Here is a 24,842-nt window from a genome sequence, read left to right as displayed (position 1 = left end):
GAGCACTCGCAAGCCACGCTCAATGAAGTCGCAAGGCAGCTAAATAGCCGCCCTCGGAAAACACTAGACTACGAAACACCCGCTGAACGATTTAGCCAATCTGTTGCGTCGACCGGTTGAATCCACAGCCGATTTCTGCCCGTTGGCAAGGGTTGTAATCGATCAAGCGTAGCTTCTGCAATGGTTGCTTCAGTCAAAGTAATGTCGGTGAAGGGTAGGGCTCGTACGGGCCGATTCAGCTTTTAATGACCCTGGTTCAAAATCTAATGAATCTCTATGGATGACCCCTTATCCAAGCGTTGAATGGGTCGAAATTAAAAGGGGTGGGCTTCCACCAGTAGGGTGACTAAGTCGCCATTGAAGTTAGCCTGCTGGTCTTTTGATTCACAAAATCCAATCATTGATTGCTGCAATTTGGGTTGTGATCAGGTCAGCGTAAGCAGCATTTTCATTCATCAGGTCGTTGGGGGAGGGGGCGCTAGGGGCAGGCGGCTCAATTAGGCGCCTGTCGCGACACCAAAACTCTCGTTTCAGCCAACGCATTTTATATTCTGGTGAATTCGTTTTTTTTTCTGCTGAACGCTTACGCCTGTGCGTTGCACATCGCATTCGACTGCCACCCTCAATTATAAGTTGTGTTAATAATTCGAATAATAAATAGAAAATTGACTAATCATGGTCCCGGAACGAAAAATCATCCCCAGACCGGCGCCGCCAGAGCGCCGCGGATTTGCCGTTTCTCTCCTGCCAGAAAAATAACCAAAGGAGCCCGACCCATGAAGCCTCAAGCTTCGTCCCAGCCGCGCCGTGCGGCCGCCGCTGCCTTCATTGGCACCATGATCGAGTGGTACGACTTTTACATCTACGCCACCGCCGCCGCGCTGGTATTCGGTGCGCTGTTCTTCCCCTCGGACGACAAGCTGTTCAGCACCATGGCCGCTTTCGGCACCTTCGCCGTGGGTTTCTTTGCGCGGCCGTTGGGCGGGATTGTCTTCGGTCATATCGGTGACCGCATCGGCCGCAAGAAGTCGCTGATCATCACCTTGTTGATGATGGGCGTGGTCACGGTGTGCATCGGCTTGCTGCCGACTTACGCGCAAATCGGCGCCGCTGCCCCGGTGCTGCTGATTCTGTTGCGCATCGTCCAGGGCATTGCCGTGGGTGGCGAGTGGGGCGGGGCGGTGCTGATGGCCGGCGAGCATGCGCCGAAAGGCCGGCGCAATTTCTTTGCCTCGTTTGCGCAACTGGGCAGCCCGGCGGGTTTGATCCTGTCGCTGCTGGCCTTCAGCGCCGTCACCCGTCTGCCGGAAGAAGACCTGATGAGCTGGGGCTGGCGCCTGCCGTTCCTCGCCAGTTCGCTGTTGCTGCTGGTGGGCCTGGCGATTCGCCTGGGGGTCAATGAGTCGCCGGAGTTTCTCGCCAGCCGCGAATTGGCGAGCAAAAACAAACGCAAGGAGCAGGCGCCGGTCATGGAAGTGCTGCGCACCGCGTGGCGTCCATTGTTGCTGTGCATCGGCGCCAACACCCTGGGGATCGCCGGGGTGTATTTCACCAACACCTTCATGATCGCCTACACCACTCAGCAACTGGAACTGCCGCGCTCGCTGATCCTTGAGTGTCTGTTTGTCGTCGCGATCATCCAGTTCTGCATCCAACCGCTGGCGGCCTGGGTCGCCGAGAAGATTGGCGCCACCCGCTTCCTGTGCCTGGTGTCGCTGCTGGCGATGGCTTCGCCGTACCCGATGTTCGTGCTGGTCAGTTCGGCCCAGGCGCCGCTGATCATCCTCGGCATTGCGTTGGCGGTGGTGTGCATGGCGTCGTTCTACGCGGTGATCGCCGGCTACGTCAGCGGCATGTTCGAGACCCGTGTGCGCTACACCGCGATCTCTCTGGCGTACCAGATTTGCGGCGCTGTGGCCGGTGGCCTGACGCCACTGATCGGCACGCTGCTGGCACACAGGTTCGTCGGCCAGTGGTGGCCGATGGCGGTGTTCTACAGCCTGATCGCCGCGACTTCGCTGCTGTGTGTCCTGTCCCTTGCCCGTCGGCATGCCAGCGCTGAACGCCTGGAACTGGCCAAGGCCTGACCCCTGAATTTTCCTGGAGAAACACATGTTGAAGATCAATGGCGAACGCCTCTGGGCGAGTCTGATGGCGATGGCCGAAATCGGCGCCACCGCCCGTGGCGGCAGCTGCCGCCTGGCCCTGAGCGACGAGGACAAGGCCGGTCGGGAACTCTTTGCCCACTGGTGCCGCGAAGCCGGCATGACCCTGAGCGTGGATGCCATCGGCAACCTGTTTGCCCGCCGCGCCGGCACCGATCCTGATGCCGCGCCGGTGATGATGGGCAGCCACCTCGACACCCAGCCTGAAGGCGGGCGTTTCGATGGCGTGTACGGCGTGCTCGCCGGCCTGGAAGTGGTGCGCTGCCTGAACGATCTGGGCATTCAGACTCGCAAGCCGCTGGAAGTGGCGGTGTGGACCAACGAAGAAGGCGCGCGCTTCACCCCGGCCATGTTCGGCTCGGCGGTGTTCACCGGGATCATGGATCTGGACGCTGCGTTGGCGGTGCGCGATATCGATGGGATCAGCGTTGCCGAGGCGCTGCAACGTACCGGTTATGCCGGCGAGCGCCCGTTCGGCGGCGCGGTGGATGCGTACTTTGAAGCCCACATCGAGCAAGGGCCGATCCTCGAAGACAACGCCAAGAGCATCGGCGTCGTCAGTGGCGGCCAGGCGATTCGCTGGCTCGACGTACGGGTCGAAGGCATGGCGGCCCACGCCGGCACCACGCCTATGCCGCTGCGCAAGGACGCCTTGTACGGCGTGGCGCAGATGATCCAGGCCATCGAAGGCCTGGCGGCGGACTTCGCTCCCGAAGGCCTGACCACGGTCGGTGAATTGAGCATCAACAAATCGTCGCGCAACACCATTCCGGGGCTGGTGAACTTCACCGTCGACCTGCGTCATCACCGTGATGAAACCATCGAGACCATGGAACAACAGGTCCGTGCGCGGCTTCAGGCGATTGCCGACGCTCGCGGTTTGAAACTGGCGATCACCCCGCACTGGATCAGCCCGGCGACGCCGTTCGACGTGGACTGCGTGGCGGCGGTGCAACAGGCCGTGGACGCCCTGGGCTACGCTCAACAATCGATTGTCAGCGGCGCCGGACATGATGCGATCCACCTGGCGCGGTACTGCCCGACGGCCATGGTGTTCATCCCGTGCGTGGGCGGCCTGAGCCATAACGAAGCGGAAGATGTGCTGCCCGAGGATGTGCGCCAGGGCACCGATGTGTTGCTCAATGCCGTGTTGGCCCGCGCGGTAAAAACTGAATAAACGCAGTCAATGTGGGAGCGAGCTTGCTCGCGATAGCGGTGGATCAGTCGCCATGAATGTTGAATGTGCTGACCTCATCGCGAGCAAGCTCGCTCCCACAGTGGAATGCGGCTGGTTTCAAGATCTACGTTAACTGACAGGTATTCACTCCATGCGCAGTTTTTTCCACCCCGAACAATTGCTTCACCACCCACGCAGCTACTACTCCCGTGGCCAGATGCGCACGCCGCAGGAAGTGCCGGAGCGTGCGCAGCGCCTGGTGCAGGCGTCTCACGCGTTGGGTTTTGCCGTTGAGCAACCGGCCGATGCCGGGCTCGATCCGCTGCTGGCGGTGCACGGCGCACCGTACCTGAGGTTTTTGCAGGAAGCCCATCAGCGCTGGAAAGAGATTCCCGAGGATTGGGGCGACGAGGTGATGTCGAACATCTTTGTCCGCGAACCCAATGCCCTGCGCGGAATTCTCGCGCAAGCGGCGCGCTATCTGGCCGATGGCAGTTGCCCGGTGGGCGAGCAGACCTGGCGTTCGGCCTACTGGTCGGCGCAAAGCGCCATCGCCGGTGCCCGGGCTTTGCTCGATGGCGAGCCGGCAGCCTATGCCCTGTGCCGGCCACCGGGTCACCACGCCCGGGCCGAAGCGGCGGGTGGTTTCTGTTATGTGAACAACGCGGCGGTGGCGGCGCAGGTATTGCGCGCCGGTTTTTCGCGGGTAGCGGTGCTGGATACCGACATGCACCACGGCCAGGGTATTCAGGAGATTTTCTACGACCGCGATGACGTGCTCTACGTGTCGGTGCACGGCGATCCGACCAACTTCTATCCGGGGGTCGCAGGTTTTGCCGAAGAGCGTGGTGTCGGTGCGGGCGAGGGTTTCAACCTCAACCTGCCGATGGCCCATGGCGCCAGCGAGGCGGTTTTTCTCGGGCAATTGGAAGTAGCGCTGAAGGCGGTGAAGGACTTCGGCGCCGAGGTGCTGGTGCTGTCCCTGGGCTTCGATATTTTCGAGCTGGACCCGCAGAGTAAAGTGGCGGTGACTCGCGAAGGGTTTGCCGTGCTCGGTGAGCGCATTCGCAGCCTCGGATTGCCGTGCCTGATTGTGCAGGAGGGCGGGTATCACCTGGAGAGCCTGGAGGATAATGCCCGGGCGTTTTTTGTGGACCCTGAGGCTTGGCAGCTCTGAGATCTTTGCTGCCTGGTAGATCGCTATCGCGAGCAAGCTCGCTCCCACACGGGTCAGTGTTGAACACAAATATGCGGTTCACCTCGGTCAAGTGTGGGAGCGAGCTTGCTCGCGATGAACGATAACGGGGTCCACCTGACGGAACACAAGCGCCCTACGGCACTTGCCATAGCCCTGACGTTAACGTAAAGATTGCTCCAGGGCGCCGACGTATGAAGGCGCAGGGTGGATGACCCGGAGCGCTTGATGACGCCAATAAAAACAAACTCCCCCAAACTGCATCGCGAAGCCCGGCTGGCTCGGGAAAAGTTGCACCTGGAAGGCGAAGTGCCGGATGGCGTCCTGCGTGCGGAAATCGATGCCTCGTGGCGACGCAGTCTCAGCCATGGCGTGCATTTCAATGCCAAGCATGAGCTGGCGCTGGAATCGAGTGCCAGCCTCGACGTGTTGCTGTCCAGCAACCGCTTGTTGATCGACGCCGCGTTGCCGGCCATCGATTACCTGGCCGAGCGTCAGGGCAAGGAAGGGCTGATCATCCTCGCCAACTCCGACGCCACCATCCTCGCCGTCGAAGGCCGCGCCGACCGTCTCAAGGGCAGTGGCCTGCAGGACATCACCCTCGGCACCTGCTGGAGCGAAGCGGTTCGCGGCACCAACGCCCTGGGCACGGCACTGGTGGAAGCCCGGCCGACCCTGATCGATTGCGGCGAACATTATCTGGATCGCCTCAGTGATTTTTCCTGCACTTCGGTGCCGATCCATTGCCCCCAGGGCGACATTCTCGGCGTCCTCGACCTGACCCGCGAAGGCCCGCTCGGCCGCGCCCACGACAGCACTGCGCTGCTGGCCATGGCGGTCAGCCAGATCGAAAGCCGAGTGTTCAACGCCAGTTATCCGGACGAAATCGTCCTGGCCTTCCACAGCCGCAGGCAATATCTGGAATCCCCGTGGCAAGGCCTGCTGGCCGTGAGCCTCGGCGGGCAGATCCTGGCGGTCAGCGCCCAGGCCTGCCAGTTGCTCCACGCCGAGCGCTCGGCCCTGGTCGGTCGGCGCTGCGAAGAGTTTCTCGGAGTCGACGGCCTGCAATTGTTGGCGCGTCTGCATCAGGGTGGAGCCGGCAGCCTGCAAACCGCCAAGGGTGAATTCTTCTACAAAACCCTGCGTGCGCCGCAACGCTCGATCAACGTCAGCAACCCGCCGCGCACAGTCGCGAAACCGGCCAAGGCGCAACCGGACCTGGAAGCGCTCGCCGGCAGCAATACCCGCTACGCCCGTGCCTTGCGCATGGCCCGTCAAGGCCTGGCCAATGAACTGCCGGTCTTGTTGCTGGGCGAAACCGGCACCGGTAAAGAGGTGATCGCCCGCGCCCTGCACATGGCCGGAGCGCGCTGCGACAAACCCTTCGTGGCGGTGAACTGCGCGGCCATTCCCGAAGGCCTGATCGAGTCCGAACTGTTCGGCTATCGTGAAGGCGCGTTCACCGGTTCACGCCGGGGCGGCATGGTCGGGCGCTTGCAGCAGGCCCATGGCGGCACCTTGTTCCTCGATGAAATCGGCGACATGCCTTTGGCTTTGCAGGCCCGGTTGTTGCGGGTGTTGCAGGATCGCAAGGTCGCGCCCCTGGGTGCAGGCGAAGAGCAGGACATCGACGTCGCGCTGATCTGCGCCACCCACCGCGACCTCAAGCGTCTGGTGGAAGAAAAACACTTTCGCGAGGACCTGTTCTACCGGGTCAACGGCATCAGCGTGATGCTCCCGGCCCTGCGCGAGCGCGAAGATTTCGGCGCGCTCGTCACTCGCATGCTGACGACATTGGGCGCACCCGCCGTGGTCCTGCACGATGATCTCGATCGCTTGCTCAACGGTTATCAGTGGCCGGGCAACATCCGCCAATTGGAGATGGTCCTGCGCACCGCGCTGGCCATGCGCGAACCGGGCGAAACCGTGCTGACCCTCGACCACTTGCCCGACAGCATGCTCGACGAGTTGACCACCAGCGAACGGCCCCAGGCCGGCAGCATCCGGGAAAACGAACTGGATCTGATCCGTCAGTCCCTGGACACGCACCAGGGCAATGTCTCGGCCGCCGCCGACGCTCTGGGCATCAGCCGCGCGACGCTTTATCGCAAGCTCAAACAGTTGCGTTCGTGATGCAGCGCTTGATCGTTCGGCTGATCGACAGCCAGAACCCCGAGGCTCTGCAAGCGGCATTGCGTTGGCTGTACAGCTTCGTGCGACCCCATCGCCTGGCGATTGCAGGGCTGCTGGGTTTGTCGGTCTGCGCTTCGGCGCTGGTGCTGGTGCAGCCGTGGCTGACCAAACTGCTGATCGACGATGGCCTGTTGGCGCGCAACTTCCCGATGCTGGTAATGATCGCCGGGCTGATGATCGTTGCCGGGTTGCTGGGCACGGCGCTTTCGGGCATCAACCGCTACCTGCACACGCGACTGTCCGGGCGCATGCTGTTTGCCCTGCGCGATGACCTGTACCGGCATTTGCAAACCCTGTCGCCGAGCTTTTACGGCCAGCGGCGCATCGGCGACCTGATGTCGCGCCTCGATGGCGATGTCGCGGAAATCCAGCGGTTCGCCGTGGACTCGCTGTTCTCGGCCGTGTCCAGCGTGATCGGCCTGGTGGTCGCGGTAGCGATGCTACTGACCTTGTCCTGGAAACTGTCGCTGTTGGCGCTGGTGCTGATTCCCCTCGATGTCCTCTGGCTGCGCTGGATGCGGCGCAAGGTGGAGCGTGATGTGCGGCAGTTGCGCGAGCGTTCGGCGGACATGTCGTCGTTCATGGTCGAGACGTTGCCGGTGATGAAGTTCATCCAGTCCGCCGGCCAGCAACAGCGCGAAGCGCGGCGCCTCGAGACGCTGGGGCAGGGCTACATGAGCCAGTTGCTGCGCCTGCAAGTCACCGAATTTTTCACCCAGGCCGTGCCCGGTACCCTGACCTCGCTGTCCCGGGCCTGCGCATTTCTGATTGGCGGTTACTGGGTGGTGCAGGGCACCTGGCAGCTCGGCGCCCTGATTGCGTTTTCCACTTACCTGGGCATGGCCGTGGGGCCGGTGCAAAGCCTGCTCGGGCTCTACGTCGCGATCCAGCGGATGACCGTCAGCCTCGGCCGGGTCATGGAGTTGCGCGGCGAACAACCGACGGTGTTGACGCCCGCCACGCCAAGGGCAATGCCCACTGGCGGCGATCTCTGGTTCGACAACGTGCACTTCGCCCATCCCGGCCGTCAATCGACCCTGCGCGGCATCGAGGCGCGGATTCCCTACGGTATGAAAGTGGCCCTCAGCGGCGGTTCGGGCGTGGGCAAGTCCACCCTGATCGACCTGCTGCAACGTCATCACGATCCGCAATCGGGCCGGGTACTGCTGGGCGACGTCGATCTGCGCGAGCTGGATCTGTTCCAGTTGCGTCGGCGCATCGCCATCGTCAGCCAGGACATCGTGCTGTTTCGCGGCAGCCTCGCCGACAACCTGGCCTACGCGGCACCGGACGCCAGCCGCGAGGCGATTGCCGACGTGGCGCGACTGGCGCAACTCGACAGCCTGATCGAGTCCTTGCCCGAAGGTCTCGACAGTCCCTTGGGCGAGCGGGGCCAGCAGTTGTCCGGCGGGCAGAAACAACGCATCGCGATTGCCCGGGCACTGTTGCAGGACCCTTTGATCCTGGTGCTCGATGAAGCCACGTCCGCAGTGGATGAAGCCACCGAACGCGAGGTCATCGACGCCATCGACCGCCTGTTTGCCGGACGTACGCGCATCCTGATCAGCCATCGCCCTTCAACCCTGGCCGACGCCGACCTGCGCTTCGAATTGCTCGACGGCGTACTGACCTCGAAAACGGTGCTGCATGAAACCTGAGTTGCGCATTGGTGTGGTGGACAGCGGTCACTCGGCGGCACAACGGGTGCAAGTGATCGCCGGTCGACGCTTTTCATTGCTCGAAGACGGCCTGGCTGAGGGCGACTTGCGCGAAGACCCGCTGGGGCATGGCAGTGCGGTGATCGAGGCCATCGGCCGGCGTGCACCCTCGGCGCTGTTTTGCGTGGCTCAGGTGTTTGACCAGCGGGGTGTCACCAGCGCCTTGCAGATCGCCTCGGCGATTGACTGGCTGCTGACGCAGGACGTGCGACTGATCAATTTGAGCCTTGGCCTGCGCCAGGATCGCAGCCTGTTGCGCGCGGCCTGCGCGGCGGCGGTGGCGCAGGGCGTGCTGCTGTGTGCGTCGAGCCCGGCCCAAGGGGAAGGGGTGTTTCCGGCGAACTATCCGCAGGTGTTGCGGGTGACCGGCGATGCGCGGTGCGCCGAGCAGGAATGGTCGTGGCTCAACAGCGCCCAGGCGGATTTCGCCGCGTGTGTGCATGGCACCTACCCGGGGCAATCCGGGGCGAGCCTCGGTTGTGCCGCCTTGAGCGGGCACATCGCCGGATTCCTCGCCGAACAGCCTGACGCCAGCAATGCGCAAGTCATCGAGTGGTTGCGCGAGCATGCCCGTTATCGTGGCCCTGAACGGCGCTTCGGGCCATGACCGACATCGTCATTCTGGGCGCCGGCCCGGCGGGGGCCGCGGTCGCACTGGGTTTGAAGCGGCTGGGCCATGGCGTCACGCTGATCAGCGAATGGCGCCGGTTTGCGGCGCTCGAAGGCGTGTCCGTGCGGGTTCTCGAGGCTTTGCGCGGCGCGGGCCTGCACCAGGCGTTGGCGCAAGCAGCGCTGCCTTCTCAACGCCAGGTGAACTGGAATGGTCAGCAGCATGCGCAGAACATCGAATACTTGCTCGACCGTCCGGTGTTTGACCGAGGCCTGCGTGAGGATTTGCGCCTGGCGGGGGTCGAGCTGATCGAAGGCCGGGTGCTGGCGGTTCAGCCATCGACCAATGGCCACCGAATCGAAATTGACGGGCGCGAACCACTGCTCGCGCCGTTTCTCGTAGAGGCCCGTGGACGTCAGGCCCCCGCTATCGGCAAAGGCTTGCGTGGGCCCGAGACCGTCAGCTTGCTCAATCGCTGGCAGGGTTCGCCGGGCAGCACCGCCAGCGCCGTGGAAAGCCTTGAGGACGGCTGGGCATGGATGGCGCGGCGCGCCGACGGCCAGTGTTACTGGCAATGGACTGTGGATGTGGCCAGTGCCGGGTTGCCGGGCAAGGCTATGTTGCTCGATTACTGCCGACAGCGGCGCCAGGGTTCGCGGCTGGCCACTGCATTTTTTGCGGGCGAAGCGGAATCTGATCTGCAACTGCACGCCCGCAGCAGCACGGCGATTCTGAGCCCGCAGGTGTGTGGCGAAAACTGGATTCGGGTCGGCGATGCGGCAATGGCGGTGGACCCATTGTCGGGCAACGGGATCTTTCAGTCCTTGTCTTCGGCGTTGCAGGCGCCCGCGGTTATCAACACGCTGCTGTGCAAACCCGAACGAACGGCTCTGGCCCAGCGTTTCCACCAGCAGCGGGTGGGGCAGTTGTTTTTGCGGTTTGCGCGGATCGGCCGGGATTTTTATGCCGATGAGCAACGCTGGCCGGACCAGCCGTTCTGGCAGGCACGGCGGAGCTGGCCGGATGCCGAGGTGGCCCATGCGGAGGCGGATTTCAATGCGCTGAGGATTGAACGGGCGCCGGTGTTGCGTGATGGACTGGTCGATGAAGCCGAGGTGGTGATCACGGTGGATCAACCGCTGGGTATCTGGCATGTGCATGGGGTTGAGGTGGCGGCGTTGGTGCAGAGGTTAAAGCAGGGAGAGCCGGCGGATCAGGTGTTGGCCGGGCTGACGGTGGAGCAGGGGCGGATGGTTCGCAGCTGGTTACTGGGCCAGGGTTTCAAACCCTGAATGAAGAACGTCCGGATACGGCGAAAAAGCCTGTTCTCCCAGCGCAAAGCATCGTAATTTACGCGCCATAACGACAAGGAATTTTGGGGTGTAAGTGGGAGCTTATCGTCTGCTATTGGCCGTTCTGGTGGCCGTTTCTCATATGGGCAAGACGTTCATGGGGCTAAACCCCGGCGTGATTGCCGTGATTTCCTTCCTGATCATCAGCGGCTTCGTGATGACCTCGCTGATCGAACGCAATTACAAGGCGCCGGAGAAAGTCGGCCTGTTCTATCTGGACCGCGCCCTGCGGCTCTATCCTCAATTCCTGTTCTACTTCGTGGTTTCCTGTGCGGTGATCTATTTCCTGCTGCCCGGCACGCCTCAAACCGCCGAGCTGACGCTGCGAAACATCGCCGCAAGCCTGGCTATCGTGCCACTCGGCTTCTACATGTTCGGCGCGGCGGGATCGTGGATCTTGCCGCCGGCCTGGTCTTTGGGGCTTGAGATGTGCTTCTACCTGATGATCCCCTTCCTGATCATCTATAGGGCGCGGGGCGTTGCGTTTGCTCTATCCGTCGTTGTCTTCATGGCCGCGTGCCTGGGTTTCATCAACACCGACCTGTACGGCTACCGTCTATTGCCGGGTGTGCTGTTCATGTTCCTGTGCGGCAGCTACCTGTACAAAGCGCAGCCGAAGGATTTGGCGATCGCTGCCGGCACCGCCGTGGTAGCGGCCCTGATGTTTGCGGCCATCATGGCGGGATGGATAGAGCGCCGGCCGTTCAATGCCGAAGTGACCGCCGGCATAGCGCTGGGCGTGCCCGCCGTGTACCTGCTGACAAAGCTCAGGTTTCACCGGATTGACGAGTTCCTCGGCAATATCAGCTACGGCGTGTTCCTGAATCACTATGTGGTGATGTACTTCCTGCACGCTGTCTGGTCGGTTACCTACGATGGGGCCGTTGTTGCAACAGTGCTGGCCTTGTCGTTGCTGCTCAGCGGCGTTTCGTACTACTGCGTCGAACGGCCGGCCCTGAAGCTTCGTCACGCGCTTCGGGCCGGCGCAAAATATGGGGTGGGTCGCCCACTGGACCGCGAAACAGCGGCGTAGTGGCTGGGGGGGCGCCTTCGCGGGCAAGCCCGCTCCCACAGGGGAACGCATTCCAATGTGGGAGCGGGCTTGCTCGCGAAGGCGGCCTGAAGGACGCTACGAATCACAACTTGATCAGCACCGACTTCAACTCGGTGTAATGCTCGATCGCCGCATACCCCATCTCACGCCCGACCCCGGACATCTTGTAGCCTCCGAACGGCAGCGCCGGGTCCAGGGCGCTGTGGCAGTTGACCCACACCGATCCTGACTTGATGCGCGGAATCATCCGGTGCACCGCCGCCAGGTCATTGGACCAGATGCTCGCGCCCAATCCATACGGACTGTCATTGGCCATGCGCAGGGCATCGGCTTCGTCATCAAACGGGATGGCCACCAGCACCGGGCCGAAGATTTCTTCCTGCACCAGTGAGTGCTTCTGATCGACGTCGACAATTACCGTTGGCTTGACGAAGAACCCAGGCCCGAACTGCTCGCCACCGCAGGCGATGGTCGCGCCGCTTTCCCGGCCCTTTTCGATGTACCCGTAGACGCGTTCCTGCTGGCGCGCCGAGATCAAGGGCCCCATGTCGACGCTCGGGTCCAGGCCGTTGCCGAGTTTCATGGCGTTGGCAATGTCGCTGATGTCCGCCACCACATTGTCGAAGTGCTTGCGCTGCACATACAGCCGCGAGCCTGCGCAGCAGACCTGGCCCTGGTTGAAGAAGATCGCGCTGGCAGCCCCGGCCGCGGCGGTTTTCAGGTCGGCGTCGGCCATGACGATGGTTGGTGATTTACCGCCTAGTTCCAGGGTGACCCGGGTCATGGAATCCATGGCGATCTTGCCGATCTGCTTGCCGACGGCGGTGGAGCCGGTGAAGGTCAGCTTGTCCACCAGCGGGTTGTGGGTCAAGGCAGAACCTGCGGTGATGCCGGTGCCGGTGACCACGTTGAATACGCCTTCGGGATAACCGGCTTCCAGCACCAGTTCGGCAAGTTTAAGTGCGGTCAGCGGGGTTTCGTCGGCCGGCTTTAGCACCACGGTGCAGCCGGTGGCCAGGGCCGGGCCGAGTTTCCAGCAGGCCAGCAACAGCGGGAAGTTCCAGGCAACGATGGCACCGACCACGCCCACCGCTTCACGGCGGATGAAGCTGTGGAACTGGTCGTTGGGCATCAGCGGTGCCGACACGTCAACCGTAGAGCCTTCGATCTTGGTCGCCCAACCGGCCATGTAGCGCAGGAAGTCGATGGCCAGTTGCACGTCCATCACCTGGGCCACCGCTGCGCTTTTACCGTTGTTCAGGCATTCCAGTTGCGCCAGCAGCTCGGCGTCGCGCTGCATCAGGTCGGCGAGTTTCCACAGCAGGTTCTGCCGCTCCCGGGGACGGGTGCGGGTCCAGGCCGAATCGTCGAACGCCTGGCGGGCGGCGAGTACCGCGCGGTCGACATCTTCCGGCGTTGCCCGTGGTACCACGCACAACACCTCACCGGTGGCCGGGTTGTGCAGGGGCATGGTCTGGCCGTCGGCGGCCTCGACCCAGTCACCGCCGATGAGCATGCGCGGGGCGCGCTGGATGAATGCCGAAGTGGCGGGAAGCAGGTTTGGGAGCGACATTGGCGAGGCCTCTTGTTGTTCGTGAGAACAGGGCTTTCGCAATGCCTGTGCCAGTTGTGTTTTTTCGGCCGCAAGGCCCGATCTAGTGGGGTGACAGATATTTTCCGGGTCACCCTGACATCGATAAACGTCGCAAATTGCGACGACGTGAGACGTCCCGAACACAACACCCTGTAGGAGCGAGCCTGCTCGCGATGGACAAAAGAGCACCACGTTTAGCCTGTAAGTACGCGATATCGTTAACGACCATCGCGAGCAGGCTCGCTCCTACAGAAAACTATGCTTGTCTCAGAGTGAAACAGTTGTCGCGAAATTAAACGTGCAACGCCCATGACGTCTCCCGAAAAAAACCGGTTATTAGTCACAAGTCATTGATTCATTGAAATATTCATAAGCTGGCACGCTCCGTGTATTGCTCATCGCAGACGTTTCTCTTGCCTCCGTCGGCGGATCAAAGCCGGCGGCAGAAACCATAAAAACGATAAGCCACAACAATAAGAACGCACCGTGCGAGGTTCGACGTTGATGAAGAGAAAACTCCGATCAGGCATGAGCGCCAGCCTGCTGGCCGTAGCCGCTTGTGTAGCGCTGCATTCGCCTCATAGCCTGGCAGCCCGCGACGCCCAGACCATCCTCAAGGAAACCTGTCAGGGCTGTCACACCCCCGAAGCCGATAACGCCCTCAGCCGCATCAGCCACCAGCGCAAAACGCCGGAAGGCTGGCTGATGAGCATTGCCCGGATGCAGACCATGCACGGTTTGCAGATCAGCGATGAGGACCGTCGCACGCTGGTCAAATACCTGGCCGACACCCAGGGCCTGGCGCCGAGCGAAACCGACGGCGTGCGCTATGCACTGGAGCGCCGGCTCAATACCGTCGAGCAGTTCGACGACCAGACCAGCCAGATGTGCGGCCGCTGCCACTCCGGTGCGCGGGTTGCCCTGCAACGGCGTCCGGCCCAGGAGTGGGAACGCCTGGTGAATTTCCACCTCGGTCAGTGGCCGTCCCTGGAGTACCAGGCGCTGTCCCGGGACCGCGACTGGTTCGATATGGCCCGCAAAGAAATGGTGCCGCTGCTGGCCAAGCGTTATCCGCTGGACAATCCGGCCTGGAAAAAATGGCAGAGCGTCGCGCCGAAAGCCGATGCCCTGGTGGGCGACTGGAGCTTCAGCGGCCACTTGCCGGGCAAGGGTGAGCTGGCGGGTGTAATGACCGTGAGTGCCGATGGCAGCGACACCTTCAAGGTCAGCGTCAAAGGCCAGTACGCCGACGGCACGCCGTTCAACGGCGACGGCAGTGCAATCCTCTACACCGGCTATGAATGGCGCGGCAACGTGACCATCGATGGCGTGACCATGCGCCAGGTGTTTGCCGCCCAGGGCAATGCGATGCAGGGCCGGATGTTCGAGGCCGAGCACGACGAGCGTGGCCTGGACTTCGTCGCCGCCAAGCAAGGCTCCAACCGTTTGCTGGCGGTGCAGCCGGGTCATCTGAAGGCCGGCAGTGAAACCGAAGTGACCCTGATCGGCAGCGGCCTGACCGGCAAGCCGGACTTCGGCAAAGGCGTGGAAGTGCTCGAAGTGGTCGAGCAGAGCCCTGAGCGGATCAAGGTCAAGCTCAAGGCCGCCGCCAATGCCCAGCCAGGTTTGCGCGCGGTCAGCGTCGGCACGCTAAAGGGCCCGAGCCTGTCGGTGTACAGCAAGATCGCCTCGGTCAAGGTTGTGCCGGAATTCTCGGTTGCACGGATCGGCGAGGGCGGTGGTTCGACGCCGAAAGTCCAGGGCCGTTTCGACGCGGAAGCCTGGGGCAAGGGCGCTGATGGCAAGCCGTACCGCATCGGTGTGTTCCCGGCGCAGTGGAAAGTCGAGGCCTTCGACGACCGCGCCAGGGAAGACGAAGACGTCAAGTTCGCCGGCACCATGCAGGCCGACACCGGCGTGTTCACTCCGGGCGATGCCGGGCCGAACCCGGCACGCAAGATGTCCACCAACAATGCCGGCAACCTCAAGGTGATCGCCGCCGTCGACGACGCAGGGAAATCCCTGACCGGCGAAGGCCACCTGATCGTGACCGTGCAACGCTGGAACAATCCACCCATTCCGTGAGTTGGCTGACGGCACAGGCTTCAGACACTTTTCGGAATGACCGCAAGCCCCGCCAAGCGGGGCCTGCACAGGAGGTTTGCCATGGGCGCTATCTTGAATCTGGTCGAACGCAACCTGCACGAAGTGCAGGTCGATGCTGACCGCATGCTGTTTCACATCCCCAGCAGTTCGCTGTTCGCCAGCGATGAACTGACGGGCACCATCATCGACACCTTGCGCGGGCCAGGTTGTTCCTCGGACGACCTGATCCAGCGCCTGGCCGCGCGTTTCAACGGCGAGGAAATCACCGAGACCCTGCGCGAGCTGATGGCCCTGGAACTGGTCAGCGACGGCTCGCCGCTGACTCCGGACATCGCCACCAAGCGGGTCGAGCGTACGGCGATCAATACCGTGGTGCTCAACGTCAACACCGGCTGCAACCTGAGCTGCACGTATTGCTACAAGGAAGACCTCGACAAGCCGTCGGCGGGCAAGAAAATGGACGTCGAAACGGCGATCGCCTCGGTGGAAATGCTGCTGCGCGAATCCCCGGACGAAGAGCGTTTCACCGTGGTGTTCTTCGGCGGCGAACCGCTGAGCAACCGCAAGCTGATCGAGTACATGGTCGACTATTGTGAGAAGCGTTTTCGCGAGGCGGGCAAGCTCGTCGAATTCGTCATGACCACCAACGCCACGTTGCTCACCGAAGAAACGGTGGATTACCTCAATGCCCATCGTTTCGGGCTGTCGGTGAGCATCGACGGGCCGAAGACCGTGCACGACCGCAACCGCATCACCGTGGGCGGGCAGGGCACCTATGACGTGGTGCGGCGCAAGGCCGAGATGCTGTTGTCGCGCTACAACAGCCGTCCGGTCGGAGCTCGCGTAACGCTCACCACCGGCGTGACCGACGTCGAAACCATCTGGGATCACCTGTTCAACGAACTGGGTTTTGCCGAAGTCGGCTTTGCCCCGGTGACCTCCGGCGACATCAGCAGCTTCAATCTCACCAGTGATGAACTGGTGCAGGTGTTCGCCAACATGAAGGCGCTGGGTCGTCGTTACCTGGAAGCGGCGCTGGAGCACCGCAACATCGGGTTCTCCAACCTGCACCAGCTCATCACCGACATCCACGAAGGCCACAAGAAAGCCCTGCCATGCGGCGCGGGCCTGAAGATGCTGGCGGTGGATCACAAGGGCGAGCTGAACCTGTGCCACCGTTTTACCGGTTCGAGCCTGCCGACCTTCGGCAACGTCCATAGCGGTGTGAAACAGGTGGAGTTGAACGACTTCCTGTCCCAGCGCCTGGACCGTACCAACACTGGCTGCGAAGACTGTCAGATCCGCAACCTGTGTTCCGGCGGCTGCTACCACGAGAGCTACGCCCGCTATGGCGATCCGACCCACCCGACCTATCACTACTGCGAACTGATGCGTGACTGGGTCGACTTCGGCATCGAGGTCTACACCCGGATCATGGCCAATAACCCTGCGTTCATCAGCAGTTACATCACTCCGCGCAAGGCTCACTGATATGAAACATCTCAAGGCAATCAATAACAAAGCGTTGAAGCTGGATCAGGCCGCGGATGAAAACCGCATAGAAGAAGTGGTGGCCATGAGTTCCGTGGCGGGCTGTGCCTCGACCACCGACCCGGGCTGGGAAATCGATGCGTTTGGCGGTGTGTCGTCGCTGTGCCAGCCAATGGAGGCCGACCTCTACGGGTGCTCCGACCCTTGCTGGTGGCCGGCCCAGGTGCCCGACATGATGAGCACCTACCCGGACTGGAACAAGGATGCCCAGGCGTCCAACGACAACTGGCGCAACCTCGGCACTGTCTTCCCCAAAGACAAGTGATCACAGAAGAAGGATTCCAGCATGCGTAACATCAAAGCCTGCGGCCTGGCCGCGTTCGCCGTCCTGAGCAGCTGTTCTGTCAGTGTTCTGGCCGATGAAAATACCGCGCTGCAAGTCGGTCACGAATACATGGTGACCACCAACTACCCGAACAACCTGCACGTGATCGACCTGGCCACCGATACGCTGTTCAAGACCTGCAAGATGCCCGATGCCTTCGGTCCCGGCTCCGTGCAGTTGTCGCCGGACCGCAAGACCGCCTACGTGCTGAACAATCACTATGCGGATGTCTACGGTGTCGAACTGGACAACTGCAAGCAGGTGTTCCACGCCAGCATCACCCAGAAGCCGGGTGAGAAGGCCAGGTCCATGTTCGCCTTCACGGTCAGCCACGACGGCAAGGAGCTGTACACCGTCGCCAACCCGACGCTGATGATGAACGATCGCTACGAAGTGCAGCAGCCACGGCTCGACGTGTATTCGACCGATGCCGGCATGGACGCCAAGCCGCTACGCAGTTTCCCGGCGCCGCGCCAACTGACCATCATGCAGAGCGGTGACGACGGCACGCTGTACGTGGCCGGGGCGGACGTTTACAAGGTCAATGTGCAAACCGGCAAGTTCGACGTACTGATCCCCAGCCGTCACTGGAAACGCCCGAACTACAGCGCACCTGACGTGCTCTACGTGTGGAACCAGCAGACCTACCGGCATGACTTCTCGCTGCTCTACACCGCGGCGAAATTCAAGGACAAGAAACAGGACCCGGCCACCGCCGAATACCTGTACGGCCTGTTCAGCGTCGACCTGAAGACCGGCAAGACCGAAACCACCGACTTCGGGCCTCTGACTGAAATCTACTTCAGCGGCATGCGTTCGCCCAAGGACCCGAACCTGATGTTTGGCGTACTCAACCGCCTGGCCAAGTACGACATCAAGCAGAAGAAAATGCTCCAGTCCGCCGCGCTCGATCACTCGTACTACTGCATTTCCTTCAACAAGGACGGCAGCAAGATCTACCTGGCGGGGACGTTCAACGACGTGGCGATCTTTGATGCCGACAGCCTGAAGCAGACGGGCAGCATCAAGTTGCCGGGCGGAGACATGGCGATTACCACGGCGCAGATTTTTGTCCGGTAATTGCGGAGCCTGAACTGACGCCTTCGCGGGCAAGCCCGCTCCCACAGTGGACTCGCAGTGTGATCACTATCGCGTGAACACCACTGAACCCTGTGGGAGCGGGCTTGCTCGCGAAGAGGCCCTCAAAAACACTGCAAAAACAGCAAAAATCAAACCCCCGGCACCGGGCAACTCATATCCCCCTCCTGGCACTTCAGGTAGTTCTTGAACGTCTGAACCCGTGCCTTGGTCAGTTCCGTGGTGCAGTTGCTGTAAATCAGCGGATACACACTCCCGCCTTCCACCCCGGATGCCGAAAACTTGCACTCGGCATCGCGGAACGCAACCCACGCCCGCTGCGCACCCACTAACTGCTTCTTGCTGTCCGGGTTGCTCTTGAGTCGCGAAGTGATCTGCTGGTACAGCGCATTCAATTCCTTGTCGGCGGCCGCGTTCTGCTGCGCCGCGCACTGGTTCATCGTCGCCTGATCGCTGGCGTTGTCGCAGTCCACGGCGAACGCCATGGAGGTGAACAACAAGGGTGTCAGCACCAATAAGAAGCGTGGGTTCATGCTGGAGTGCTCGCTGTGACCGAAAGAGAGGTGCAGTGTAGCGCTGAGGGGCACAGGCAACTGCCGCGCAGATTTTTCATGTCGCTATCCTTTTCCATGCTGTTTCGAGGGCGAACGTTAGCAGTTTCGACCCGCTGACTTTGCGATTGCCCAGAACTTATCCACGCAAATGCAACCGAATATCTCAGGTATGGTTGATTGCACATCCCGATTGGTACAACTTTAGGGTTGGTCTTGTGGTCTTACTGGCCTACTGTTCAAGTACAGGAGGTGACTTATGAACCCAGCATCTGATCGCATCGAAAGGAAAATCCTGCTCAAGGCCAAGCGTTCACAGGTCTGGCGTGTGCTGGCCAATGCCGAAGTGTTCGGACAGTGGTTTGGCGTGGCGCTGGAAGGCAAGCGTTTTGTGGCAGGCGAATGGACCCAGGGGCAGGTTACCTATCCCGGTTATGAACATTTGCGCTGGAATGTACTGGTAGAGCGGGTCGAGCCGGAGCGGCTGCTTTCGTTTCGCTGGCACCCGTATGCCGTGAACCCTGAAGTCGATTACTCCCAGGAACCCACCACCCTGGTGAAATTCGAGCTCGAAGACATGGACAACGGCACGTTGCTCAAGGTCTCCGAGTCCGGTTTCGATCACATTCCCCAGGCCCGTCGCGAAAGGGCTTTCCGCATGGACAGTCGTGGCTGGGAAGAGCAAATGAACAATATCGAGCAGTTTTTGATCGACAATGCCAAGGCCCACGAGCAACAGAGTGGCTGAAGTCGGCTCGAAACCTGAGGCGTCTAAGGGTTTTCGGAGGGTGGTTTATAGCGAATGTCTTACACGCGATGGTAGCGATATCGCCTGTTACAAATTGGATCCGAAGCGTAATCTGGTCTCACCCACTGAAGCACAGGATGTGCTCAGGATCATGGATGATCGACCATATGCAAGGAACGCTACGACAAGGAGTCGTCATGGTCTTGGAAAAACCCGCTTCGGCGGGTTTTTTTTGCGCGCATGAAAAGTCGTGGCGGCAGGAACCGGGTTCCCGCCGCCATTTTTTCACTGTCGATCGAGTTTCGCCGCCGCGCGCTCGGTGATCTGCGCCCGCAGTTTCAACGAGCCGGCAGCCCGCTGGCGAGCCTCTCCCAACACGCTGGCCGGGGCCGTCTCGGGGCTGCCCGCGGTAAACGGCGGGGCCGGGGCGTATTCCAGTTGCAGTTGCACCAACTCGGCGGTGGCCTGGTCGAACAGCTCGGCGGCCAGGGTCAGGGCGAAGTCGATACCGGCGGTGATGCCACCACCGGTCAACAGATTACCGTCACGAACCACCCGGTCTTGCACCGCGATTGCGCCCAGCGGCTTGAGTAATTCGTGATATGCCCAGTGAGTGGTGGCGCGTTTGCCCTTGAGCAATCCCGCCGCACCCAGCACCAGCGAGCCGGTGCACACCGACGTGATGTACCGCGCGTTGGCGGCCTGGGCCTTGAGAAAGTCCAGAGTCTGGTCATCTTCCATCAAGGGTCCGACGCCACTGCCACCGGGCACGCAGATCACGTCCAGTGCCGGGCAATCATCGAAGGTGGTGGTCGGTTTCAGCAGCAGGCCGGTGCTGGCGGTGACCGGCATCAGGTCTTTCCAGATCAGATGTACTTTCACATCCGGCAGCGAGGCCAGTATGTCGTAAGGGCCGGTCAGGTCCAGTTGCTGAACCTGTGGAAACAACAGAAAACCGATCTGCAACGTCATGGTGTTTTTTCTCGTGAAGTGGGTGGACGGTTTGACTCTAGGCTCGTAGGCTTTGGCGCATACGCCAATATCCCCACGAATTACGCCAAATGTCGAAAACCATCCATGTACTCGCTTTCGCCAACGTGCAAATACTCGACGTCACCGGGCCGTTGCAGGTTTTCGCTTCGGCCAACGACATAGCCCGTCAGCAAGGCCTGCCGCCACCCTACGCACCGACCGTGATTGCCAGTGGCGGCGGGGCGGTGATGTCGTCGGCGGGGTTGGCGCTGTTGGCCGAACCGTTGCCGGATGAGGGCACTGATACCCTGATCATCGCCGGTGGCTGGGGTGTTTACGCAGCGGCGCAAGATGCGCCGTTGGTCGCCTGGGTGCGCGAACATGCCCGTGGCTGCCGGCGGGTTTCCTCGGTATGCACCGGTGCGTTCCTGCTGGCGGCCAGCGGCTGGCTCGACGGCCGGCGCGTGGTCACCCACTGGACCCGTTGCGAGCAACTGGCGCAGCAGCATCCGCAACTGCACGTCGAGCCCAACCCGATCTTCATCAACGACGGCCCGGTCTGGACCTCGGCCGGGGTGACCGCCGGCATCGACCTGGCGTTGGCCATGGTCGAAGAAGACCTGGGGCGCACCATGGCCCTCGAAGTCGCGAGGCAACTGGTGGTGTATCTCAAACGTCCGGGTGGCCAGTCGCAATTCAGCGTGACCCTGTCACTGCAACAGGAAGGCAACCGTTTCGATGAACTTCACGCCTGGATCAGCGAAAATCTGGCCCACGACCTTGGCATCCCGACTCTGGCCTTGCAGGCCGGCATGAGCGAACGCAGCTTCGTGCGCCACTACCGCGCCGACACCGGCCAGACCCCGGCCCGGGCCATCGAACTGATCCGCGTCGAAACCGCGCGGCGTTTGCTCAGCGATACCGGCGTGCCGATCAAACGAGTAGCGGTGCAATGCGGCTTCGGCAGCGAAGAAACCCTGCGCCGCAGTTTCCTGCGGGCCATGGGCGTGACGCCACAGGCTTATCGGGAGCGGTTTTCGGTCAGTGCCGGCGCAGATCCACTGGTGTCCTGAGCCACCTTTTGCCTGAGTTCGAACATTGTTTAACCCGTATTCACGGCTGCCAAAACCTCTTCTCCCCACTCAACCTCCGATCCAGAAAGCAAGCCGCACTGATCAATGCCAGATGCGTCAATGCCTGCGGCGTGTTGCCCATGTGCCGCCCATGGCTGTCGAACTCTTCGGCATACAACCCCAGCGGGTTGGCGTACCTGAGCAACTGTTCGAACTCCAGGTGGGCCTTGTCGAGCTGGCCGGCGCGGGCCAGGCATTCGACGTACCAGAACGAGCACGCGGCAAAGGCGCCTTCGCTGCCGGGCAGGCCGTCGATCTGGCTGTCGTCGTTGCGGTAGCGGTAGATCATGCCGTCGCGTACCAGGCTTCTTTCGATGGCTTGCAGGGTCGCCAGCCAGCGCGGGTCGCGGGCGCTGACGAAACGCACCAGCGGCATCAGCAGCATCGAACCGTCCAGGCCGGTGCCGCCGATGTGCTGGACGAAGTGCCCGCGTTCCTCGCACCAGAAGTTCTCCCAGATGTCGGTGTAGATCGCCTGGCGGGTCTGGTCCCAACGCGCGAACGGTGCCGGTAGCGAGCGCTTTGAAGCGAGGCGGATGGCGCGGTCCAGGGCGACCCAGCACATCAGCCGTGAATGCAGGAAATGGTATTGCTCGCCGCGCATTTCCCAGATGCCGACATCTTTCTGCTCCCAGGTTTCACAGACCTGATCGACCACCTCCACCGTGTGTTTCCAGCCTTCATGGGAGATGGCTTCGCCGTATTTGTTGACCAGGTAAATCGCGTCCATCAGCTCGCCGAAGATATCGAGCTGGACCTGTTCATAGGCCTGATTGCCGATGCGCACCGGTTGTGCGCCACCATGGCCGGACAGGTGCGTCAGCTCGATCTCCGGTAATTCCTGGCGACCGTCGATGGCATACAGGATGTTGAGTTTCATCGGCTTGCCCTGACAGTCGCTGACCCGCCCCCGCAACCAGCGCATGTAGGCGTTGGCCTCTTCGACGAAGCCCAGGCGCATGAATGCATAGACGGTGAACGAGGCGTCGCGGATCCAGGTGAAGCGATAGTCCCAGTTGCGCGAGCCACCAGGGCTTTCCGGCAGGCCGAAGGTGGCGGCGGCGAGAATGGCGCCGTGCTTGCGCGAGGTCAGCAGCTTCATCGCCAGGGCCGAGCGGTTGACCATTTCGCGCCAGCGGCCGCGGTAGTTGGACTGGCCGATCCAGTCGCGCCAGAATTTCAGGGTGCGCTCCAGGCACAGTTGTGCAGCGCCTTCCTTTAAGCGCGGATCGTCGAGGGCACCGAGCAGGAATTGACTGGTCTGGTCTTGTTCGAGGGTGAATTCGGCCACCGCCGCATTGCCGTCGATATGCAAAACCTGATCCGAGGACAGGCGCAGGGACGGCTGATCGACCGCGTCGAAGGTGACGTCTTTTTCATCCATGCGGGCGCGGGTTTTGGCGCGAGCGTAGTCATGACGCACGGCGCAGCGCATCTGGAAGGTGGCGCGGCCGCTGACCACACGGATCCGCCGCATCAGCAGCGGCAGGTCATCCTCGGTGTCACCGACGGGCAGCAGGTCGGTGACCTCGACCACGGCGCGATCACTGAGCCAGCGGGTCAGCAGCACATTGGTGTCGGGCAGGTAGATTTGTTCGCGACGGGCGTCGGGCAAATCCGGTGACAACTGAAAAATCCCCGCCTCGGGGGTGTCCAGCAGCGAGCAGAAGATCGACGGACTGTCGAATTCCGGCCAGCAGAAAAAGTCCACGCTGCCCTTGTCATTGACCAGCGCCGCGCTGCGCATATCGCCGATGATGCCGTGGGCGTCGATGGGGCTTTGGCGTTCGGGGTGATCAGCCATTGTCGCGAAACTCCGGGAACCGGGGGCCTATTCAACTGACTGGTCGGGGTCGGTGAGAGTTCATTTGGCGAAGGGAGGTGAGTTGTCTGTTCTGGCCCCATCGCGAGCAAGCTCGCTCCCACAGTTGATTGGTGTACGCCGGCCATTGTGGGAGCGAGCTTGCTCGCGATGGGGCCTTCACATTCAACCAACAATTCCACGCTTCCCCCGCAATCAGCCGTTGTGGCAACGTGCAGTCCCCTGATGAGACCCGTCCCATGGCAAACCCCTATCGCGAGTTGTTCAAAGCCCCCGGCAGCCGCGCATTCGTGCTGGCCGGAATGATCGCGCGCATGCCGATTTCCATGACCGGCATCGGCCTGATCACCATGCTCTCGCAGTTGCAGGGTGGCTACGCAATGGCCGGCGCGGTGGCGGCGACGTTCGCCCTGGCCACGGCGTTTTGTGCGCCGCAGGTGTCGCGGCTGGTGGATCGATTTGGCCAGGGGCGGATTCTACCGGTATCGGCGTTGCTGGGCGGTGGGGCACTGTTGCTGTTGTTGCTGTGCACGCGGTTGCAGGCGCCGCACTGGACGCTGTTTTTCTTCGCCGCGCTGGCCGGTTGCATGCCGAGCATGTCGGCGATGGTGCGGGCACGCTGGACTGAGGTGTATCGCGGCCGCCCCGAGTTGCAAACCGCCTACGCCCTGGAGTCGGTGCTGGACGAAGTCTGCTTCATTGTCGGGCCACCACTGTCGGTGGGGTTGTGCGTGGTGGCATTCCCCGAGGCCGGTCCGCTGGCGGCCTTGCTGGCGCTGGCCATCGGCGTCACCGCATTCGTCCTGCAGCGCAGCACGGAGCCGCCGGTGCATCCCCATGAAGAGCATCACCAGGGCTCGATCATCCGTTCCCGCGACATTCAGTTGCTGATGCTGTTGATGGTCGCCATGGGCACCATTGTTGGCGTGGTGGACGTGGTCAGCGTCGCCTTCGCCCAGCATCAGGGCCAACCGGCGGCGGCGAGCATCGTGCTGTCGGTGTACGCCATCGGCTCGTGCCTGGCCGGGTTGGCGTTCGGCGCACTGCGCTCGAAAGTGCCGCTGGCGCGCCTGTTCCTGTACGGCGGGGTGGCGACGGCGGTCACCACCTTGCCGTTGCTGCTGGCGACGAACATTTTCGGTTTGTCATTGGCGGTGTTTGTCGCCGGCCTGTTTTTCGCGCCGACGCTGATTGTCGCCATGGCCCTGGTGGAGCAGATCGTACCGCCGGCCAAACTCACCGAAGGCCTGACCTGGCTGGTCACCGGCCTGAGCATCGGCGTGGCGATCGGCGCCGCCGGCTCCGGCTGGCTGGTGGACGCCTTCGGCGCGCGCAGCGGGTTCTGGCTGGCGATTGCGGCGGGGGCAGTGGTGCTCGGTTCGGCAATCCCGAGCTATCGCCATCTGAAATGAAGATTTACCTGTGGGAGCGGGCTTGCTCGCGAAGGCGTCGTGTCAGTCGACATCAATGTTGCATGA

The 24,842-nt window shown here is 61.9% G+C and carries 19 protein-coding genes and 1 pseudogene; 16 read left to right on the top strand and 4 right to left on the bottom strand.

The genetic code is table 11. From position 1 onward, the window contains the following. The 9 genes and pseudogenes from KGA98_RS26655 to KGA98_RS26615 all read left to right on the top strand — a co-directional run. Positions 1-120 (top strand): annotated as a pseudogene (locus tag KGA98_RS26655) (IS30 family transposase); the annotation flags it as partial. Positions 121-776: 656 nt separating this feature from the next. Beyond that, positions 777-2,087, top strand: coding sequence for an MFS transporter (locus KGA98_RS26650; RefSeq protein WP_057713914.1), 1,311 nt, complete (start codon positions 777-779; stop codon positions 2,085-2,087). Between the two features lie 25 nt (positions 2,088-2,112). Further along, a complete protein-coding gene (locus KGA98_RS26645) occupies positions 2,113-3,342 on the top strand; it encodes a Zn-dependent hydrolase (RefSeq protein ID WP_223504608.1) in 1,230 nt (409 codons plus the stop codon). 151 nt (positions 3,343-3,493) lie between these two features. Continuing rightward, positions 3,494-4,519 (top strand): histone deacetylase family protein, encoded by a 1,026-nt coding sequence (locus KGA98_RS26640; RefSeq protein WP_223504606.1) that lies wholly within the window; start codon positions 3,494-3,496, stop codon positions 4,517-4,519. Positions 4,520-4,765: 246 nt separating this feature from the next. Beyond that, a complete protein-coding gene (locus tag KGA98_RS26635) occupies positions 4,766-6,670 on the top strand; it encodes a sigma-54-dependent Fis family transcriptional regulator (RefSeq protein ID WP_223504604.1) in 1,905 nt (634 codons plus the stop codon). Next, positions 6,670-8,388 carry an ABC transporter ATP-binding protein gene (locus tag KGA98_RS26630; RefSeq protein WP_057713918.1) on the top strand — a complete coding sequence of 573 codons (1,719 nt, stop codon included), beginning with the start codon at positions 6,670-6,672 and terminating at the stop codon, positions 8,386-8,388. The genes KGA98_RS26635 and KGA98_RS26630 overlap by 1 nt, the downstream gene beginning before the upstream one ends. After that, the gene (locus tag KGA98_RS26625; RefSeq protein WP_223504602.1) at positions 8,378-9,055 is read left to right on the top strand and encodes a S8 family serine peptidase; all 678 of its coding nucleotides are present in this window, start codon (positions 8,378-8,380) and stop codon (positions 9,053-9,055) included. The genes KGA98_RS26630 and KGA98_RS26625 overlap by 11 nt, the downstream gene beginning before the upstream one ends. Beyond that, entirely contained in the window at positions 9,052-10,350 is a 1,299-nt protein-coding gene (locus tag KGA98_RS26620; RefSeq protein ID WP_223504599.1) for a lycopene cyclase family protein, read from the top strand. Before KGA98_RS26625 ends, KGA98_RS26620 begins: the two co-directional genes overlap by 4 nt. Before the next feature lie 94 nt (positions 10,351-10,444). Further along, the gene (locus KGA98_RS26615) at positions 10,445-11,443 is read left to right on the top strand and encodes an acyltransferase family protein (protein WP_223504597.1); all 999 of its coding nucleotides are present in this window, start codon (positions 10,445-10,447) and stop codon (positions 11,441-11,443) included. 103 nt (positions 11,444-11,546) lie between these two features. Here KGA98_RS26615 and KGA98_RS26610 read toward each other — a convergent pair whose 3' ends face one another. Further along, positions 11,547-13,037: an aldehyde dehydrogenase family protein gene (locus KGA98_RS26610; protein ID WP_057713922.1), complete on the bottom strand. Its 1,491-nt coding sequence runs from the start codon at positions 13,035-13,037 to the stop codon at positions 11,547-11,549. 525 nt (positions 13,038-13,562) lie between these two features. On the opposite strand from KGA98_RS26610, the gene peaA reads away from it, so the two are divergent. The 4 genes from peaA (at position 13,563) to peaD (ending at position 18,120) form a co-directional block, all read left to right on the top strand. Next, positions 13,563-15,143, top strand: a complete 1,581-nt coding sequence (peaA, locus tag KGA98_RS26605; protein WP_223504595.1) for a quinohemoprotein amine dehydrogenase subunit alpha — start codon at positions 13,563-13,565, stop codon at positions 15,141-15,143. A gap of 81 nt (positions 15,144-15,224) precedes the next feature. Further along, positions 15,225-16,655 carry a quinohemoprotein amine dehydrogenase maturation protein gene (gene peaB / locus KGA98_RS26600; protein WP_223504593.1) on the top strand — a complete coding sequence of 477 codons (1,431 nt, stop codon included), beginning with the start codon at positions 15,225-15,227 and terminating at the stop codon, positions 16,653-16,655. Position 16,656: 1 nt separating this feature from the next. Further along, positions 16,657-16,980, top strand: a complete 324-nt coding sequence (gene qhpC, locus KGA98_RS26595; RefSeq protein ID WP_008016081.1) for a quinohemoprotein amine dehydrogenase subunit gamma — start codon at positions 16,657-16,659, stop codon at positions 16,978-16,980. 21 nt (positions 16,981-17,001) lie between these two features. Beyond that, positions 17,002-18,120 (top strand): quinohemoprotein amine dehydrogenase subunit beta, encoded by a 1,119-nt coding sequence (gene peaD / locus KGA98_RS26590; RefSeq protein WP_090456933.1) that lies wholly within the window; start codon positions 17,002-17,004, stop codon positions 18,118-18,120. A 149-nt stretch (positions 18,121-18,269) separates the two neighbouring features. Here the strand turns inward: peaD and KGA98_RS26585 are convergent, their stop codons facing one another. Further along, the gene (locus KGA98_RS26585) at positions 18,270-18,671 is read right to left on the bottom strand and encodes a lysozyme inhibitor LprI family protein (protein ID WP_223504591.1); all 402 of its coding nucleotides are present in this window, start codon (positions 18,669-18,671) and stop codon (positions 18,270-18,272) included. 277 nt (positions 18,672-18,948) lie between these two features. Here KGA98_RS26585 and KGA98_RS26580 point away from each other — a divergent pair, with 277 nt between their 5' ends. Beyond that, positions 18,949-19,437: an SRPBCC family protein gene (locus tag KGA98_RS26580; RefSeq protein WP_057713927.1), complete on the top strand. Its 489-nt coding sequence runs from the start codon at positions 18,949-18,951 to the stop codon at positions 19,435-19,437. 285 nt (positions 19,438-19,722) lie between these two features. Here KGA98_RS26580 and inhA read toward each other — a convergent pair whose 3' ends face one another. Further along, entirely contained in the window at positions 19,723-20,409 is a 687-nt protein-coding gene (gene inhA / locus KGA98_RS26575; RefSeq protein ID WP_223504589.1) for an isonitrile hydratase, read from the bottom strand. A gap of 89 nt (positions 20,410-20,498) precedes the next feature. Here inhA and KGA98_RS26570 point away from each other — a divergent pair, with 89 nt between their 5' ends. Continuing rightward, positions 20,499-21,482: a GlxA family transcriptional regulator gene (locus tag KGA98_RS26570; RefSeq protein ID WP_223504587.1), complete on the top strand. Its 984-nt coding sequence runs from the start codon at positions 20,499-20,501 to the stop codon at positions 21,480-21,482. A gap of 40 nt (positions 21,483-21,522) precedes the next feature. Here the strand turns inward: KGA98_RS26570 and KGA98_RS26565 are convergent, their stop codons facing one another. After that, complete coding sequence (locus tag KGA98_RS26565; protein WP_090456926.1) at positions 21,523-23,346, bottom strand: glycoside hydrolase family 15 protein; 1,824 nt, start codon at positions 23,344-23,346, stop codon at positions 21,523-21,525. A gap of 257 nt (positions 23,347-23,603) precedes the next feature. On the opposite strand from KGA98_RS26565, the gene KGA98_RS26560 reads away from it, so the two are divergent. Beyond that, complete coding sequence (locus tag KGA98_RS26560; protein WP_057713932.1) at positions 23,604-24,776, top strand: MFS transporter; 1,173 nt, start codon at positions 23,604-23,606, stop codon at positions 24,774-24,776. Positions 24,777-24,842 lie beyond the last annotated feature (66 nt).

The organism is Pseudomonas sp. BF-R-24 (assembly GCF_019947335.1).
GTDB classification, from domain to species: domain Bacteria; phylum Pseudomonadota; class Gammaproteobacteria; order Pseudomonadales; family Pseudomonadaceae; genus Aquipseudomonas; species Aquipseudomonas jessenii.
Note: the sequence above shows the minus strand (reverse complement) of the source record. Positions and strands in the feature narration are given on the sequence as shown.